This window comes from Alteromonas sp. ABH4_456 (assembly GCF_056160645.1).
The window spans coordinates 229,317-246,245 of record NZ_JBSWXO010000001.1; the positions used below are offsets into that span (position 1 = coordinate 229,317).

At 47.9% G+C, this 16,929-nt stretch carries 10 protein-coding genes; 3 read left to right on the forward strand and 7 right to left on the reverse strand.

What is annotated here, in order from left to right; genetic code table 11:
* Positions 1 to 9: 9 nt before the first annotated feature.
* A complete protein-coding gene (locus tag ACXAG2_RS01110) occupies positions 10 to 2,430 on the reverse strand; it encodes a bifunctional diguanylate cyclase/phosphodiesterase (RefSeq protein WP_474863947.1) in 2,421 nt (806 codons plus the stop codon).
* Between the two features lie 319 nt (positions 2,431 to 2,749).
* Complete coding sequence (locus tag ACXAG2_RS01115) at positions 2,750 to 3,727, reverse strand: NAD(P)H-quinone oxidoreductase (protein WP_474863949.1); 978 nt, start codon at positions 3,725 to 3,727, stop codon at positions 2,750 to 2,752.
* A 133-nt stretch (positions 3,728 to 3,860) separates the two neighbouring features.
* Here ACXAG2_RS01115 and ACXAG2_RS01120 point away from each other — a divergent pair, with 133 nt between their 5' ends.
* Complete coding sequence (locus tag ACXAG2_RS01120) at positions 3,861 to 5,054, forward strand: class I SAM-dependent rRNA methyltransferase (RefSeq protein WP_474863951.1); 1,194 nt, start codon at positions 3,861 to 3,863, stop codon at positions 5,052 to 5,054.
* Positions 5,055 to 5,058: 4 nt separating this feature from the next.
* Here the strand turns inward: ACXAG2_RS01120 and ACXAG2_RS01125 are convergent, their stop codons facing one another.
* The 4 genes from ACXAG2_RS01125 to ACXAG2_RS01140 form a co-directional block, all read right to left on the reverse strand.
* Positions 5,059 to 5,361: a PilZ domain-containing protein gene (locus ACXAG2_RS01125; RefSeq protein ID WP_119501548.1), complete on the reverse strand. Its 303-nt coding sequence runs from the start codon at positions 5,359 to 5,361 to the stop codon at positions 5,059 to 5,061.
* Between the two features lie 182 nt (positions 5,362 to 5,543).
* Positions 5,544 to 9,476 (reverse strand): ATP-dependent RNA helicase HrpA, encoded by a 3,933-nt coding sequence (gene hrpA, locus ACXAG2_RS01130; protein ID WP_474864435.1) that lies wholly within the window; start codon positions 9,474 to 9,476, stop codon positions 5,544 to 5,546.
* A gap of 40 nt (positions 9,477 to 9,516) precedes the next feature.
* Positions 9,517 to 10,542 carry an AraC family transcriptional regulator ligand-binding domain-containing protein gene (locus tag ACXAG2_RS01135; RefSeq protein WP_474863953.1) on the reverse strand — a complete coding sequence of 342 codons (1,026 nt, stop codon included), beginning with the start codon at positions 10,540 to 10,542 and terminating at the stop codon, positions 9,517 to 9,519.
* Positions 10,539 to 11,438, reverse strand: a complete 900-nt coding sequence (locus ACXAG2_RS01140; protein WP_474863955.1) for a GGDEF domain-containing protein — start codon at positions 11,436 to 11,438, stop codon at positions 10,539 to 10,541. The genes ACXAG2_RS01135 and ACXAG2_RS01140 overlap by 4 nt, the downstream gene beginning before the upstream one ends.
* Positions 11,439 to 11,763: 325 nt before the next feature.
* On the opposite strand from ACXAG2_RS01140, the gene ACXAG2_RS01145 reads away from it, so the two are divergent.
* Both ACXAG2_RS01145 and ACXAG2_RS01150 read left to right on the forward strand, forming a co-directional pair.
* Entirely contained in the window at positions 11,764 to 14,457 is a 2,694-nt protein-coding gene (locus tag ACXAG2_RS01145) for a TonB-dependent receptor (protein WP_474863957.1), read from the forward strand.
* Between the two features lie 80 nt (positions 14,458 to 14,537).
* Positions 14,538 to 16,415, forward strand: coding sequence for a phytase (locus ACXAG2_RS01150; RefSeq protein WP_474863958.1), 1,878 nt, complete (start codon positions 14,538 to 14,540; stop codon positions 16,413 to 16,415).
* 88 nt (positions 16,416 to 16,503) lie between these two features.
* Here the strand turns inward: ACXAG2_RS01150 and ACXAG2_RS01155 are convergent, their stop codons facing one another.
* Complete coding sequence (locus ACXAG2_RS01155; protein WP_474844347.1) at positions 16,504 to 16,926, reverse strand: CBS domain-containing protein; 423 nt, start codon at positions 16,924 to 16,926, stop codon at positions 16,504 to 16,506.
* Positions 16,927 to 16,929 lie beyond the last annotated feature (3 nt).

The following is a 16,929-nucleotide window of genomic DNA, read 5'->3' on the forward strand; positions in this document are numbered from 1 at the left end:
GTCCGAAATTTATACAAGTTCATAATCATTCAAAACCACGCCTAAAGGTTGTGGTTTTGAAACGTAAAAACCTTGAAGAAAATCGCATCCCATTTCAAACAGTAGATCGGCCTGTGCTTTAGATTCTACGCCTTCTGCGACAACCTTTATTCCCAAATTTTGGCTGAGCTGTATCATTGCTTCACACATTAAATACGACGACTTATTTGATGTAATGTGTTGCACAAAGCTCCTGTCTATTTTTAGTAAATCGATGCGATGATCCAGAATGTACGACATAGAGGAATAGCCGGTTCCGAAATCGTCTAAAGCGATATCTATGCCATGTTCCTGAATTTTGCGCAACGCTTCTTTTGTGGCATCCTCAGAAGACATTAACAGGTTTTCAGTAATTTCAATAACTATTCCATGTCTAGCACTTTGATCCCGGCGGTGATTTTCTAAAAGTTGCTGCAACAAATCATTAGATGCTCCCCGATGACCTGATAACTGTAACGGCGATACATTGACACTCACCTGTATATCATTCCCAAACCGCAGTTGAAGGCTCGGAAGTGCAGCCAATGCTTGTTCAATAACCCAATACCCAATATCAAAAATCAAACCTGAATGCTCAGCCAACGGAATAAATTCCGCCGGAGATACCTTAACGCCATTATGCTGCGTCCATCTCAATAATGCTTCAAACTTCACAACACGATTTTGCTTATTAACAATAGGTTGAAAGTGCAGAGTGAGTTCATCTCTTTCAATTGCCAGCCCCAGAGCTTCAGTTAGCGAAGTACGCCGTAGCAAAGCGTTTTTTAATTCGAGATCAAATCGGCAAACCCTGTTCTTACCTTGACATTTAGCTGCATACATTGCCTGGTCTGCCGCAGACATAATATCGGAAACAGAATCAGCATCTTCCGGATAAAATGCTAATCCAATACTAGCCATTATCGACATCGAAAAATGCGAGACTTGAATGGGCTCACTAATCAGTTTAAGCAATGATTGACAATCAGTAACAACACGTTCGCTTTTTTGATATTGGTCAACAATAATTGTGAATTCATCACCTCCTTGTCGAGCAATAAACCAGTTCGCAGGTAGCTGCTTGCTTAACCTATCCGCCAATATATGCAAAACTCTATCGCCGACCTCATGCCCCCGGGTGTCATTAATTTCTTTGAAATTATCTAAGTCGATATAAATTACAGAAAATTTAGGTGAATATGATGCATAGCCTTTTTCAACAATCCGCTGCGCAAACGCATTGAATGCCGATCGGTTTGCCAAGCCAGTTAGAGAATCCCGCGATGCCTGATTACGTAACTTTTGTTCGGCAGAATGCTTTTTGTCAGCCATGTTGAACAACGACTGTCGAAGGGAATCCATTTCCTCTATCCCAATACCTTCGTCACTTTGGATCTCTTTACCTTCACCCAGAGCATCAGCGAAGCTTGAAAGGTTGTCTAGTGGACGTTGAATATTACTTCTGAAAAAAAGCCACAAAATAATAAGTACAATTGCCACAAACGCAGTAAACAACAATAGCTCATAATAAAATGAGCGAAGTATTGAGTTAAAACCTCTATCAATACTAATCCCCGTCACAAATGTTAACGATATATCTTGATCTTCAACACTTAAATGATGGCTGAAAAATATTCGACGAACTCCATTTGGCCCTATTCGCGTTTCACCATTTTTAATCTGTGAATACCCTTCAAAGCTAAGATCATCATTTAAACTGAATACCGCTTTATAATTACGATCCAAAATATATGCGACGCTATTTTTTGGTAACACCATTGACCTGACAAAATGTCCCCACCATTCCACTGATGCAACAACAACCGCAATACCAGTCACCTCATTTGTGTTACTTTCACTAACAATTGGGTAAGCAAACGCCATAACAAATTCGCCCGTAGATGAGTCAACTTGTATTTCACTGGTTACATAGGTCTTAGTATTTATAGCTTTTGAAAAAAAAGGCTGTTGAGCCAATCCTGAGACAAACTCGCTATCAGATGCCGCACATGCTAAATGACCGTCTATAGAAAAAGCCACTATATTCGTAACGTGCATGTTCAACCGGTTTTGTTCTTTTACAAACTCAACACAGCGGTTTGAGAAAACATCTTTTACGGCTTCTGATTCAGCTAACCGCCGCAAATAGATATTGGTACCGTTTACAATGTTCTGCTGATTCCGCACCGATTGCTCAGTAACGAATTCTGCCCTGCCACGCAATTTTTCAATTTCATTATTTATCGCAGTGTTAAAATGAACAAGGATCAAGCCGTAGCAAGGTAAAATTGCCAAAAAAATAAGTGAAAACAAACGCCCTTTTAATGATCCAAATATTTTTTTAATCATTACCTTTGCACTTAAACATAAATCAAATGAATATTTTATCCATCCTACACTATTAATTTTCATTCATAAAGACGTTGCTTCTTTTGTGAAAAATCGCAGTTCATATTCTCTACGAAGCTTACCAAGTTCCTTTTCGATCTTGTTCCATCTTCTTTCCTGATATCAGAAAGATCTCATTTGTCATCGTAAAACCAGGATTGTTATAGCTGAGCCAGGAAGGTTAAATAGCATGGCGAACTGTGAATTTTTATCAGTCCTTTGTCGCGTGCAGTGATGAAGCCGGACTAACACTCGATAATGCGAAACGGGTCATACAATTTTGCCGGGGTGTCTGCCATCGGCAATTGACTAAAAGACACCAGTCAGGTGAACCTCGCCTTCATCACCACTCAACAATGATTTTGCCGCGACTGTCATTGGCTTCAAGGCGGGCATGGGCAGTAGCGACATCTTCAACTGGCAACACGGTATCTACGTTCACTGTGAGCGTGCCGTCGTCGAAGCCCGGCAAGCCGTGTTCGCAGAAATCACGGATCAAATCAGCCTTGTAAGCGTCGCTGCGGTTTCTGAGCGTTGACCCCTGAATGCGGGCGCGTTTGCCCAACATCAATGCCATGTCTAACTTGTCGGCGAAACGCCCTGCCAGCATGGCTAAATAAACGATGAGTCCGTCTTGCGCGAGTACTTTCAGGTTACGGTTGAGGTAATCCCCTGCAACAAAATCGAGCACAAAGTTCACACCGTCGGGCCAGGTGTCTTTCAAAACGGCAGCAAAATCCTGTTCTTTATAATTAATGGTCAGGTTTGCCCCCATATCACGGCACTGGGCTAACTTATCTTCAGAAGACGCGGTGGTGGCGGTGGCAATGCCTTTCAGTTTGCAAAGTTGCAGTGCAGCCAAACCTACGCCGCTGGCACCGGCGTGAATAAGGGCTTTATCCTGAGGTTTCAGGTTACCGATTGTGAACAACGCCTGCCAGGCGGTAAGAAACACCTCTGTGAGCCCTGCAGCATCTGTCAGCGACATGTTCTGCGGCACCGGCATGAGATGACGTGCATTTACCGCTACATATTCAGCGTAGCCGCCACCCGCTACCAAACCACACACCTTATCACCCGTTTTCCATTGAGTGACATCATCTGCAACCTCAGTCACTATCCCGGAAACTTCGAGTCCGAGAATGTCGCTTTCACCCGGCGGTGGCGGATATTTTCCCTGACGTTGCAGGGTGTCGGCGCGGTTTACACCAAATGCATGCACGTTAACGAGCACCTGGCCACTGGCGATAGCAGGCGTGTCCGTTTCACTAATCTTCAAAGATTCCGGCCCCGCGCCCTTGTCAAAATCGATATATCGCATCGCTGTACTCCCTCGTTTGACGATCTGAATTCACACATACGTATGGTCGTCATAAATATTCGGTTCAAAAGTCGCGCCGGATAATGAGAAAAGCTATACTGCGCGCCACTTTCATCTAAGGGTTATCATAACAATGTCTGCCACCGTCGTCTTACAACCTCAACGTGATAAATCACTGCGCCGTCGTCATCCCTGGGTTTTTGCCAGTGCCGTTGCTACGGTTAACGGACGTTGCCGCAGCGGAGACACTGTTGATGTAATAAGTGCAGAAGGCGACTGGCTGGGCCGCGGTGCATGGTCCCCTGAATCCCAGTTACGGGTTCGCATGTGGACGTTTAACAAAGATGAACCGGTAGACAATGGTTTTTTTGTTCGTCGCCTTACTACTGCCCTCACCCTCCGTGAAAACCTGGTGATTAACGAAAACACCAACAGCTATCGCCTCATCGCTTCAGAGTCTGACGGATTGCCCGGCGTGACTATAGATGTGTACAACACGGTGATTGTTGTGCAATTGTTGAGTGCCGGTGCTGATAAGCAACGTGACAAAATTGTGTGGGCGCTGAAAAAAGTGCTGCCGGGGAAAGACATTTTTGAACGCAGCGATGTGGATGTGCGTGCCAAAGAAGGACTGGACCCACTGGTGCAGACGCTTCATGGCGATCCGGAACCGGTGGTTACAATCCTGGAAAATGGTATTCAGATTCAGGTAGATATTCGCAATGGCCATAAAACCGGTTTTTACCTTGATCAGCGTGATGCCCGCGCAGCTGCCGGCCGCTATGCCAAAGAAAAAGAGGTACTGAACTGTTTCAGCTATACCGGCACGTTTTCATGCTATGCGCTGCAAGGCGGCGCAAAACATGTCACCAATGTGGATGTGTCTGATCCGGCGCTTGAGCTCGCGGCAAAGCATCTTGAAATCAATAATCTCGACAGTGCCCGTTGCGACATGGTGAACTGTGATGTGTTTCAGGTTCTGCGTAAGTATCACGAAGAACAACGACAGTTCGATATGGTGATCCTCGATCCGCCCAAGTTCGTCGACAGCAAAGCATCACTGGGCCGCGCATCACGAGGCTACAAAGACATTAATATGTACGGTATTCACGCGGTGAAATCCGGCGGTTTGCTGCTGACATTCAGTTGCTCAGGCCTGATGCCGGCGGATTTATTTCAGAAGATTGTGGCCGATGCCGCACTGGATGCCGGCAAGACCATTAAGATTGTTGAACGCCTGACTCAGGCCAAAGACCACCCTGTTATTGGCACGTATCCGGAAGGTTATTACCTGAAAGGTCTGGTGTGTGAAGTAACTGATCTTTAATCAGTTACTTCATTTCTGAAATTTCTACACCAATAATACAGCTGGCGTCTGTCTCAGGCACACAGCGAACCACTGTTGCAATGGCAGACAAGGACGGGATCTGGGAGCTGTTGGAGTCGATAGAAACGTTAACCTGCGTACCCACTTCAATGGATGGCTCTTCAACTTCCAGAGACATGCCTGTGGCACTGATATCTTTACATACTGCCTGATGAGTACGGCTGGATTCTTCGTCGTTAATCTGTACCTGGCAAGGCGAGTTAACCATCATCCTGAAAAAATTACGTTTATCGTCGTATCCTAACATGTCTTACTTCTCCCAACCTCTGGTAGCAACCTCGTAATATACTTCATCACTTATAGGACGACACCCCGGCGATGTCAACTGAGATCGCCGGAGAGTCACCGAAAGTTTGATATGTAGTGTAATATCAGCGTATATCCATCACGCTTTTTTGCGATATCACATACCTTTACGCGACTTTTTTATTAAAAGTTTTCCAGCGCAGTTAAAACTCTTTTTGCTGATACCGGGTAGGCGGTGCCAAGTTGCTGGGCAAACAAAGAAACACGCAGTTCCTCAATCATCCAGCGGATCTCAAGCAGTTCAGCAGGCGCCTTATTCTGCGGGTATTTATTGCAGGCTTTATTAAACGCAGTCACCGCTTTTTCAATGGTTTGCTGATGCATGCGGTCTTTATTCGGATCAATGGGCAGCTTTTCCAGGCGTCGCGCTAGTCCCTTAATATAGCGGTTCCAGTCCGGTAGTCTTCCGCGCCCTAAATCAGAGACAAAACCGGGATAAACCAGTGTAGAAAGATGCTGTTTCACATCGCCAAGGGCACTGACCATGTTGAGCGGTACATTGCCCTTCATTTGCTTTTGACACTGGTGCGCGAGAGTGAGCCCCTCTTCCACCTGACCGGCTATGTCCAGCACCACATCATTAATTTCAGCTCTGACAAAATCGACGCACTGTTTAAAGGTTTCAGCGTCACGTATTTCAACACCTTGTGATTGTTTAAAGGTGTTGGCCAAATCATCAATACCGGCCAGTATACAGTCGTCAATGAGCGCTTTGATCTGGCCGAAAGGATTAAAATACAAACCCAGTTTTGCTTTGTTCGGCAATTTACTTTGCAGATAGCTGAGTGGCGACGGCATAGCATTACGGATCAGCACGTTGACGCCGTCCTGATGTTGTTGTTGCGCTTTTTCAGGCTCGTCCACCAGCACAATATCAACTTTGTCACCACGGCGGACCAAAGCAGGAAACGCCTGTACTTCAAAGCCCCCCATCTTTTGCGTAAAGGTTTCCGGCAGCTGTTCAAAATCCCAGCTTTCCAGCCCTTTGCGCTCAAGTTCCGGCGTTGCGGCCTTTTCAAAGGTGGCTTTCACCTGCCCCTGACATTGCTTCTTCAATGCTTCCAGATCATCACCACGGGCAATCACCTCACCTTTGTCGTTAACCACAGCAAAGTGCATTTTGAGATGCCGTTCAAGCTGAGACAACTGCCACTCTTCTTCTTCCACAATAACACCGGTCATACGGCGCAGTTTATCAGACAACGCCTGTAAAAGCGGCACAGGCTGACCGTGCTTGTCAAAGGCGCTGATATCTTCAAGGCAGGCTTCTGCATAATTCGGTGCAGGCACAAAATTTTTGCGTAAACGTTTAGGCAGGCTTTTAATCAGGCTGACAATCAGTTCGTGTTGTAAACCCGGCACCAGCCAGTCAAAGCCCTTATCTGCCACCTGATTTAATATGGGTAACGGAATGGTTGCCGTTACCCCGTCATCTTCAGCATTGGGCTCGAAATGGTACCATAAAGGCAGCGTAATATTGCCTTGCTTCCAGACATCGGGAAAAGCATTGGCGGTCTTCGCACCCGGCTGCTGGCGGTACACATCGTCTTCGGTGAAGGCGAGAATGTTCTTGTCAGATTGTTTTTGCCACCATTTTTTAAATGCAGCTTCGTTATTGACTTCCACCGGTAAACGCTGGGCATAAAAGGCCACCAGCGCTTCTTCGTCCACCATGATGTCCCGGCGCCGGGTTTTCTGCTCGAGTTCATCCACCTGATCAAGCAAGGCCTGGTTATCTGCCAGCACGCTGTTGGTCAGTCTGGTATCACCTTCAATTAACGCGTGACGGATAAACAAATCCTGCGACACGTGCGGATCGATTTGACTGTAAACCACAGCCCGCTTCGGGATAATGGGCAAGCCAAACAGGGTGACCTTCTCAAAAGCCACCACAGCGCCGCGCTTTTTAGACCAGTGAGGCTCTGAATAGCTGGACTGGGTCACATGCTTTGCCAGAGGCTCTACCCATGCCGGATCAATCTTCGCATTCATGCGGGCAAACAGGCGGGACGTTTCCACCAGCTCTGCCGCCATGATCCACTTGGGTTGTGATTTTGCCGGGCCTGAGCCCGGGAAAATCATAAATTTAGAATTACGGGAGCCGAGATACTCCCGCTCTTTGTCTTTCATGCCCAGGTGCGACAACAAACCGCTGCAAAGCGCCTGATGCACAGACTGAAAATCAGCATCCTGTTTACTGATCCCCAAACCGATTTCCGCTACAGATTTTTTAAGCTGGCTGACAATGTCCTGCCATTCACGCATACGCAGATAATTAATGAACTGCGTTTTACACCACTTACGTAACTGATTATTAGACAATGCAGTTTGCTGTTCTCTGAACGACTGCCACAAATTAAACAGACTGATAAAGTCTGAGTCTTTGTCACGGTATTCGTTATGTTTTTCATCTGCCTGCTGACGTTTTTCCTGTGGCCGCTCACGGGGATCCTGAATAGATAAACCGGCAGCAATCACCATGACTTCCCGCACCGCATTCGTGCGCCCAGCTTCGATGACCATACGGGCATAGCGGGGATCAACCGGTAAGCGGGCTATTTTGCGGCCCATTTCCGTTAGCTTTGGCTGGCCTTTACCCCGCTTAATCGCCTGAATTTCTTCAAGCAATCTGAAGCCATCGGTGATATTGCGACTGTCCGGTGGCTGAACAAACGGAAATGCGCCGATATCACCCAACCCCAGTGCCAGCATCTGCAGAATGACGGACGCAAGATTAGTACGCAGAATTTCCGGATCGGTAAACGCAGGACGTCCAAGATAATCTTCTTCACTGTATAAACGGATACAGATCCCGTCTGATACCCGTCCGCATCGTCCGGCCCGCTGATCAGCAGACGCCTGAGATACAGGTTCAATGGGTAAGCGCTGCACTTTGCTGCGGGCGCTGTAACGTGAAATACGCGCGGTACCCGGGTCAATAACGTATTTAATGCCCGGCACCGTTAACGAGGTTTCCGCTACGTTTGTGGCCAGCACTATGCGCTGGCCACTGTGAGACTGGAAAATACGGTTTTGTTCTGCTGCCGACAATCTGGCGTACAACGGGACGATTTCAGTGTTCCGGTATTGCTGCTTCTGCAGAGCATCCTGGGTATCGCGGATATCCCGCTCACCACTTAAAAACACCAGAATGTCACCGGGCGCTTCCCGTTTAAGCTCATCAACAGCCCGTACAATGGCATCAGTCTGATCGTTGTCATCTTCCCGTTCTTCAGGATCGTGATAACGAATTTCCACCGGATAGGTTCTGCCGCTCACTTCAACAATCGGCGCGTCATTAAAATGTCTGCTGAAACGTTCAGGATCGATGGTCGCAGATGTAATTATAAGCTTAAGTTCGGGGCGCTTATCCAATAGCTGACGCAAATACCCGAGGAGGAAGTCGATATTAAGACTGCGTTCGTGAGCCTCATCAATAATGATGGTGTCGTACTGATTTAAGAAGCGATCCTGCTGCATCTCCGCCAGCAACATACCGTCGGTCATAAGCTTGACATAGCTGCTGTCGCTGACCTGATCTGAAAAGCGGATTTTGAAACCCACCTTTTCACCTAACGGCGTATTCAGTTCTTCAGCAATACGGCTTGCCACGCTGCGGGCAGCCAGTCGTCTTGGCTGGGTATGGGCAATCATGCCGTCCACGCCCCTGCCCAGTTCAAGGCAAATCTTCGGAAGCTGGGTGGTTTTTCCTGAGCCTGTTTCCCCCGCCACAATGACCACCTGGTGAGAAGCGATGGCCTGTTTGATGTCGTCTTTTTTATCACTGACGGGTAACGGCGGATATTCAATGGCCGGCAAATTCTCCGCCCGCAAAGCACGTTTAGCTTTTGACGCGTCAATGCGCTGCATAACATCACTGATGGCGTCAGCCGCCTGTTCAGACTGAGATTTAATCAACCCGCTGAGTTTTTGAATGCGACGGCGTAAAGGAAAACGATCGGCCAGCATACACAATGACAACTGGTCGTATAATGAAGAAACAGAAGGCGCGGCTGGCTCAGAAGACAAGACTCTTTCCTTACTACTCTGGGACATCGAAAAAGAGGAAGAGTCTACCATAAAGCCGTTATGTTGTTTAACGGCTTCGCAACTCGCCGGGCGTTAAACCTGTCCAGCGTTTTACTGCGCGCCGGAAGTTTGTAAGGTCGGAAATGGCAAGTCGCAAGGCACTCTCTTCGTTAGATAACCGGCAAATTTGTAACAGAAATATAGCCTGTTCCCGCCGTACATCATCAACCAGCGCTGAAAACGTGCAGTGACAAGCTTTTAGTCTTCGCTTCAGTGTGGCCGGGCTGATATCCAGCGCTGAAGCCAGGTCTGTGGCGCAAAGACGATGGTTACGCGTAACTGCATTGCGGATAAAATCCGGCAGCTGTACACCGCTGATTAAGTGCTTTTTATAGTGAGAAACCGATGCTTTCAGCAAATAGGTATCGTAATGCAAAAAAAGCTTCTGTAAGGAGGCGTTATCTACCGCAATGTAAAAACAGGGAGAATCGAAATGCAGGCGCCGTCCGAGGTGCATTTCAAATTCAGCGATATGTCGGGGGCGGGAAAACGGAAAATGAAAACTAAGAGGCAGTCTCTGACCGCACCATTGCTTCGTTAACGCGATGAAGGCGGAACAGACCATGAGTGATGCAGCATCGAACGCTTTATGTTTGCCGGCACTGTCCCGCAGCGTGATCACTATACCCTGCGGCCTTGGGTATACGCCAAACGACACTAACGGCGATATGTGAGATGTAAAGCGACGCAAAATCAGTAAAGCCTGCCTCAGGTTTTTACTGTATGCCATGGCTTTGAGGACACCACTATATTGTGATGTAGCCAGTGCCTGCCCGGCCTGAAAGGCAAAATCCCGCACGCCGGCGTATTTATCCGCATTCAGCACCAGGGCAGCTATCTGTAACGGCGAAAAAGCACGCTCGTGCGTGAGGTCTGTATCGAAAATACCGGTTCCCCGAAGCACCTTGTTTTTATCTGCCCCTTTGGCACACGCCACATTAAGCAGCGTCTGGCAAAACGGCGATGCGCTGATACACCGGGTTTCCGGATTCAACAAAGGCTCTGAAGATAAATGATGACCCGGCTGTTTCATGCTGCCTGCGTATCCTGATGATTTAACTGGTCCTGCAGATCTGACAACAACCTGTCGCTGTTATGGTGCGCATCAAACTCTCCAACAGCCGTACGGACAGACTGAAACAAGGCCGTTGTATTGGCGCCACTTTTAAATGCCAGACAATGTACCGACGTTTGAATATCGCCGGCAATCCGGCGGGCATCCGGATGTGCTGTATCAGGCATTAAAATCACGAACCGGTCTCCTGCATAACGGCAAACGAGATCTGACTCACGTACATGCATGACCAGTAAGCGGGCAATTTCCTGCAAAAAACGGTCACCTTCGGCATAACCGTGGGCCTCGTTAAACCGTGAGAAGCCGTTTATGTCTATCATGATTGCACTGCCTCTGCCGCCCTGGTGCTTCAGGTCTGTGAGACGTTCCTGCCAGTAATCCGCCAGATAGAGTTGCGTGACGCTGTCTATCTGCCCATGATTACGTAAAGCCCACTCTCTGCGCTGCAATTGCCTGTTAAGTGCTTTTTGCTCTTCGTGCCAGCCCAGCAATCCGGCTGTCATGATCACCATACCAAAGGCAGCCGGCATAGACTCCAGCATGCTTAACCAGTCTGAAGCTGCGGAGTAAGTGAACATTTCATCCAGAAAATCGAGCAATGCGGTAAATGCAAAACAGTTCAGGCCAGCCACCAGCAAGGTGGTTACCCTTCCGGGTGGCCGGCTGGCAATAGCAGCAATAATCCAGGCAAATGCGAACAGCATAACGCTGCCCTCGCCGGTGACATCCAGCCAGGCAATCTCATCAAATGGCTTTAACTGTCCATGGGAAAAACTTAAATATAATGCAATGCACTGAGCGCCAATACTGGCACCAATGAGATGACTTTGCCGGTAACGATAAACCGCATTCATAACCTGTAAAAACCTTAAATCAGACGGGTGAAATGATGATTTACCCGTTTTATATCTGTGATAACAGGGTCATTTTGGCTCACCAATGTGACAATCCGGTGATCATTTGCTGCGTCAAACTCCCCGCAATTGCGATAACTTTATTAACTTCAATGAGTTAGCTTCGGGTCAAAATGGCTCACCATTTTATTTTTTACAATAATAAATAATAAAATCAGGTATTTATGACAGTCGCTGTCATCATGCGGTCACAAAATTGTCATTAACTCTTTCTAGCGTAGCGGCCAGTCACTTAACACAACGTTATAAATTCAGGAATGCACTCATGCTTCGTCTTTCAAAATTGACCACTCATTGTTTAGCTGCGCTCAGCCTTTCTTCTGCTGCGTTGTCAGTGAATGCCGGAGAAATTGCCGGACAACTAACAAACGAAGACAACTCCCGTGTTTTTGCGGGTGCTCAAATCACACTTAAAGAATTGAATCTTGTTACCGAATCACGCAGAGACGGTACCTTCCGCTTTCCTTCCCTGCCCGCAGGTGCTTACACACTTCAGGTTAGCTATCTGGGCGCGCAACCTGTCACAGAAGTGGTTAATGTAACGGAAACAGGCATTGTTTCTCCTGTTATTGCACTGTCTGATAATGGCAAAGCCATCGCCGATATTCTGGTGAAAGGACAACGCAGCGGCCAGGCAAGTGCCATTAACCAGCAGAGGGTTTCTGATCGCATTTCATCCATTGTCTCTGCCGACGCCATTGGTCAGTTCCCGGATCAGAATGCCGCTGAAGCATTACAACGCTTACCGGGTTTGTCGATTGAGCGGGATCAGGGTGAAGGCCGCTTTGTTGGGATCCGCGGTATCGATCCTAACTTAAATAACGTTACCATTAACGGACTTAACATTCCTTCGCCGGAAGCCGGTGTGCGCTCTGTAGCACTGGATGTTATCCCGTCAGAACTAATTCAGACTCTTGAAGTGTCAAAATCGGTCACAGCAGATATGGATGGTGACGCTATCGGTGGTGCCATCGAAGTGAAAAGTGTCAGTGCCTTTGATTACCAGCAGGACACGGCCAAACTTACCATGCAGGCCAGCCACAATGAGCTGGTAGATAAAACGAGCCCGAAATTGTCTGGCAGCCTGACCCACAAGTTTAATGAATCCTTTGGTGTTGCCGCAGCGCTTTCATGGTTTGAACGTGATTTTGGTTCCGACAATATTGAAAGCAACGGCGACGATGAACTGGAACAGCGTGACTATACCATCACCCGTGAGCGTTTAGGTGCTGCGGTCAATTTCGATTTCCGTCCTGACTTCAACAATCAGTATTTCCTGCGAACCCTTTACAGCGAGTTTTCTGACAACGAGTATCGTCAGGCGAATATTTTTACCTTTGATGGCGAAGACTCTGAAATTGCCAGAGAAAGCAAAGACAGATACGAGAAGCAAACGATTATGACCGTTGCGGCCGGCGGTGAACATCAACTGGATACCTGGGATATCAACTGGCAGTTGGGTTATGCAAAGTCTGAGGAAGACGAACCTGATGCCCTTTACTACACATTTGTTCAGGATAACGCCAGCATCAGTGCTGACCTCGACACCCGCATTCCGCAGCTCACACAGAATGCAGAAGCCATGCAACTGGCCAACTATGATTTAGACGAAATCAGTTTTGAAGATAACTATACGAAGGATACCGAGACGAGTGCAAAAATTGACTTTGTCCGCGGTATTACCTTAGGCGATTATCAGGGCGAGTTTAAATTTGGTAGCAAATACCGCAGCCGTGAAAAAGTAAATACAAGCCAGATATCCATTTATGATGGTGACTTTGATGGCATCACAGGTGAAGGATTTGCAACTGCTGCTCCGGATTGGAATATAGGTGATTTTGGCGACGGACTGGACAGAAACGCATTGCGAAATAATTATAACAGTAACCGCAATAGTCTTGAACTGGCCGAACTGGACTCTGAGGTAGAGTCTAACGGGGCGTCTTATGTAAACAATGAAGATATCTTTGCGGCCTACGCTATGGTAACAGCCAACATTGATGCCCTTCGTGTGGTTGCCGGTTTACGTTATGAGCGCACGGACTTCAGCACTGACGGTATGCGGGTTGAACTGGTTGAAAATGAAGAAACGGACGTTGAAGAAGTGATCAATACCGCCTGGAACGCGGACCGTGACTACGACAACTGGCTTCCAAGTGTGAACCTCAGATACGACCTCAATGATAAAGTCGTGTTGCGCGGCGCATTTACACAAACTATCGCAAGACCTAAGTTTGAAGATGTGGCGGCTTACCAGATCATCGAGAGTAAAACAGAAGAAGACGGCGACAGCTTTGTCACTGAACGGGAAGCCGAAGTGGGTAACCCGCAACTTAAACCGTATGAATCTACCAACATTGATCTGTCTGTTGAGTATTATCCCGGCGCAATCGGTGTGCTCTCTGCCGGTTACTTCTATAAAGACATAGATAATTTTGTCGTATATGCAGACGTAGCCGGTACAGAAGACTGGCAGGGCTATGACGAAGTGGTACAGCCTGTGAATGGTGAGTCTGCCAGCTTACACGGCCTTGAGCTGTCATGGGTGAAAGCTTTTGATAACGGCTTTTTAATGTCAGCGAACGGTACGTTCTCGTCCTCTGATGCCACGACCCTGCTTGACGGTGAAACATTTGAAACCAGCCTGCCCAACCAGTCAGACACGGTGGGTAACCTTACGTTAGGCTACGAAAACAACCTGGTCAGCCTGCGTCTTACTATGACGTACAAGAGCGAGAACCTGGAAGAAATCGATGGCGATATGCTTCGTATGGAAGACGATCACCACCAGCTTGATTTCTCAGGCAAGTATTACATCAATGATGACATGTTGATTTATTTCAACGGCATTAACCTGAGCGACGAGCCTTACTACCACTATTTCGACCAGCGAAACCGCAATGCGCAGTACGAAGAATACGGTCGTACATTTGAACTTGGATTTACCTGGCAAATGTAACCTGCAGGCACCGTGGTGTGGCTGATGCTGCACCACGCTTTTCTTCCCTCACACTGCTAACGATTTCAATGAGATTTAATGTGAAAAAACAACATACTCCCCTGGCCTTTCTGTTTGCCTCTCTGCTTTTTGCGCCGGGAAAGGTAATGGCCGACCCTGTCACCATCGATGCAACAGCCTTTTCAATTGAAGGTAATCAGTTAACCCCGCTGGTCATCAACAATCAGTTGCATTATCTGGTTACCAGCGAAACCCGGGGCCTGATTCTGACCGGTAAAGATCAGAAAATAATCAGCACACTACCCGGTCACTTCAGTCAATCCGATATTCTGCAGCATAACGGCACCCTGACCGTTGCGGCGCTTAACAACGATACCTATGGTGTTGAACTGTACCGCTACAACACCGGTACTGAAGAGTTTAAAAAACAGCAATCACTACAGGCAGATCTGGCTGATATTGAAGCGCTGTGTTTATCTGTTTCCGGTGAATATCTGACACTGACCACCGCAGACGCCACAGGACAAATGAAGCAGCACTGGCTGGCAGACGACCACTTTGTAGAAATACGAACCGTTAACACCGGCCCGGGCATTAAAAGTTGCCAGGCCGATGTGCAAAACGGCTATGTCTATCTGGCTGATGAAAATACCGGATTGTGGCAATACGACCATCACGCCGAAGCCGGTGATGGCCGCTCCCTAATTCTGACGCAACAGCACGGCGTAAACAGCGAAGGCGTTGAAGGTGTCGGCCAGGCAGCCGGACTGACAGTGTTCGTTTCCCCTGACGCCCCGGTGGTGAATGTTTTCCGCAATGACAGCATCAGTGAATTTAAAATAAACGGAGAGCATAAGTGGGAAGCAGTCAGGGCTGCCCCGTTTAACAACAAGACTGTTATTGGCCTGTATGACGATGACAGCGAAACTCTGTTTACCGCTGTATTACCTGTATCAGCACCGCAAACGGCAACCCGCCGCACACAACCGGCAGACCGGCATTTAACCGCATTCGCAGAAACCGATCCTGTTGCCCGCTTTGGTGATGCCGCTGACGATCCGGCCATCTGGTACAACGACGAAGCACCGGAATCCTCTGTGATAATCGGTACAGACAAAAAGTCCGGGCTGGATTTGTTTGATCTGTCAGGCAAGCGACTTCAACATCTGAATGCAGGCAGGCTAAATAACGTTGATGTGCGGTCCCGCTGGCAGGTAGCTGGACATGAACTTGCCATTGCCGCAGCGTCAAACCGCACTACCCGCACGGTCGATATATTCCTGCTGGACCCGGCAACCAGAAACGCTGTGCCTGCCGGTAAGCTGCCCTCGCAATTAAACGATCTTTATGGTCTGTGTTTGTATCAACACGCAAACGGTGTTGATGTGCTGGTGAACGATACGGATGGCAGTTACGAGCGGCATCGCCTGTCATTTGAAGACGACAAAGTAACGGGCAAGATAATCGACCGGTTTACTGTTCCTTCACAGCCCGAGGGCTGTGTGGCAGATGATGAAAATGCCATGCTGTATTACGGCGAAGAAGATGCCGGCGTGTGGAAGCGCAGTCTGGATATCAGTAACCCTGAGCCGTCACTGATTGCAAAAGCAGAAGGTGCGGTAAAAGACGATATTGAAGGTATGGGCCTGTTTGATGTGGACGGGGAACGTTATCTGATAGTGTCCAGTCAGGGCAATCACCGCTACGCCGTTTACGCCACAACGAATAACCATTTGCTGGGCACGTTTGATATTGTGCCTGATCTTAAAAAAGGCATCGACGGGGTTTCAGAAACAGACGGGCTGGAAACCATGTCGCAGCCCTTCGGCGAAAACCTGCCGGATGGCTTGCTGGTTGTCCAGGATGGACACAACGTGATGCCCTCACAGCAACAAAACTTCAAGCTGGTTTCCGGTTCACTGCTTGCAGAATTTATCCGCCAGCACCGCCGGAAATAACAGCTCACTGCAAAACGGAGAACGAGCCCTTGCTATGGTTAATAACAAGGGTTTCTTCTTTTGGATGTCTGCCGTTGTTAGCGGTAATTTAAACAGCCATTTTGTCGTAACCCGACTGAAGCTGCTTATCAATGGCTTTTAGCACAGCGGCACGGTTTATCACGCCAACGAGTACACCGTCATCGTCGATAACAGGAAAAACCCTCGGGCGTTCGTTAATCAGTCGCTGTGCCACTTCCAGTACAGAATTCCAGGGTTTCACTGCACTGACGGTAGTTTGCATAATGTCTTTCACACGACACACTTGCTCACGATAATAACTCGACTCAATCATCATCTTCAGACAATCCTGTTCGGATAAGAACCCCGTCACCTGCCCCCGCGCATTTTGAACAGCGCCACCGGTCTGGTTATTTGCCAGCAGTCTTTCAACGGCTTCGGCAACGGTCATGTCTTCGGATAATTTCACCGGATGATGATTCATATAATCGCTTACTTGCAAAGATTCCATGTT

Coding starts and splice junctions, on each gene's coding strand:
- ACXAG2_RS01120 (WP_474863951.1), top strand. CDS start 3,861: ATGTCTGCCACCGTCGTCTTACAACCTCAACGTGATAAATCACTGCGC.
- ACXAG2_RS01115 (WP_474863949.1), bottom strand. CDS start 3,727: ATGCGATATATCGATTTTGACAAGGGCGCGGGGCCGGAATCTTTGAAG.
- ACXAG2_RS01145 (WP_474863957.1), top strand. CDS start 11,764: ATGCTTCGTCTTTCAAAATTGACCACTCATTGTTTAGCTGCGCTCAGC.
- hrpA (WP_474864435.1), bottom strand. CDS start 9,476: ATGTCCCAGAGTAGTAAGGAAAGAGTCTTGTCTTCTGAGCCAGCCGCG.
- ACXAG2_RS01125 (WP_119501548.1), bottom strand. CDS start 5,361: ATGTTAGGATACGACGATAAACGTAATTTTTTCAGGATGATGGTTAAC.
- ACXAG2_RS01135 (WP_474863953.1), bottom strand. CDS start 10,542: ATGAAACAGCCGGGTCATCATTTATCTTCAGAGCCTTTGTTGAATCCG.
- ACXAG2_RS01110 (WP_474863947.1), bottom strand. CDS start 2,430: ATGAAAATTAATAGTGTAGGATGGATAAAATATTCATTTGATTTATGT.
- ACXAG2_RS01155 (WP_474844347.1), bottom strand. CDS start 16,926: ATGGAATCTTTGCAAGTAAGCGATTATATGAATCATCATCCGGTGAAA.
- ACXAG2_RS01140 (WP_474863955.1), bottom strand. CDS start 11,438: ATGAATGCGGTTTATCGTTACCGGCAAAGTCATCTCATTGGTGCCAGT.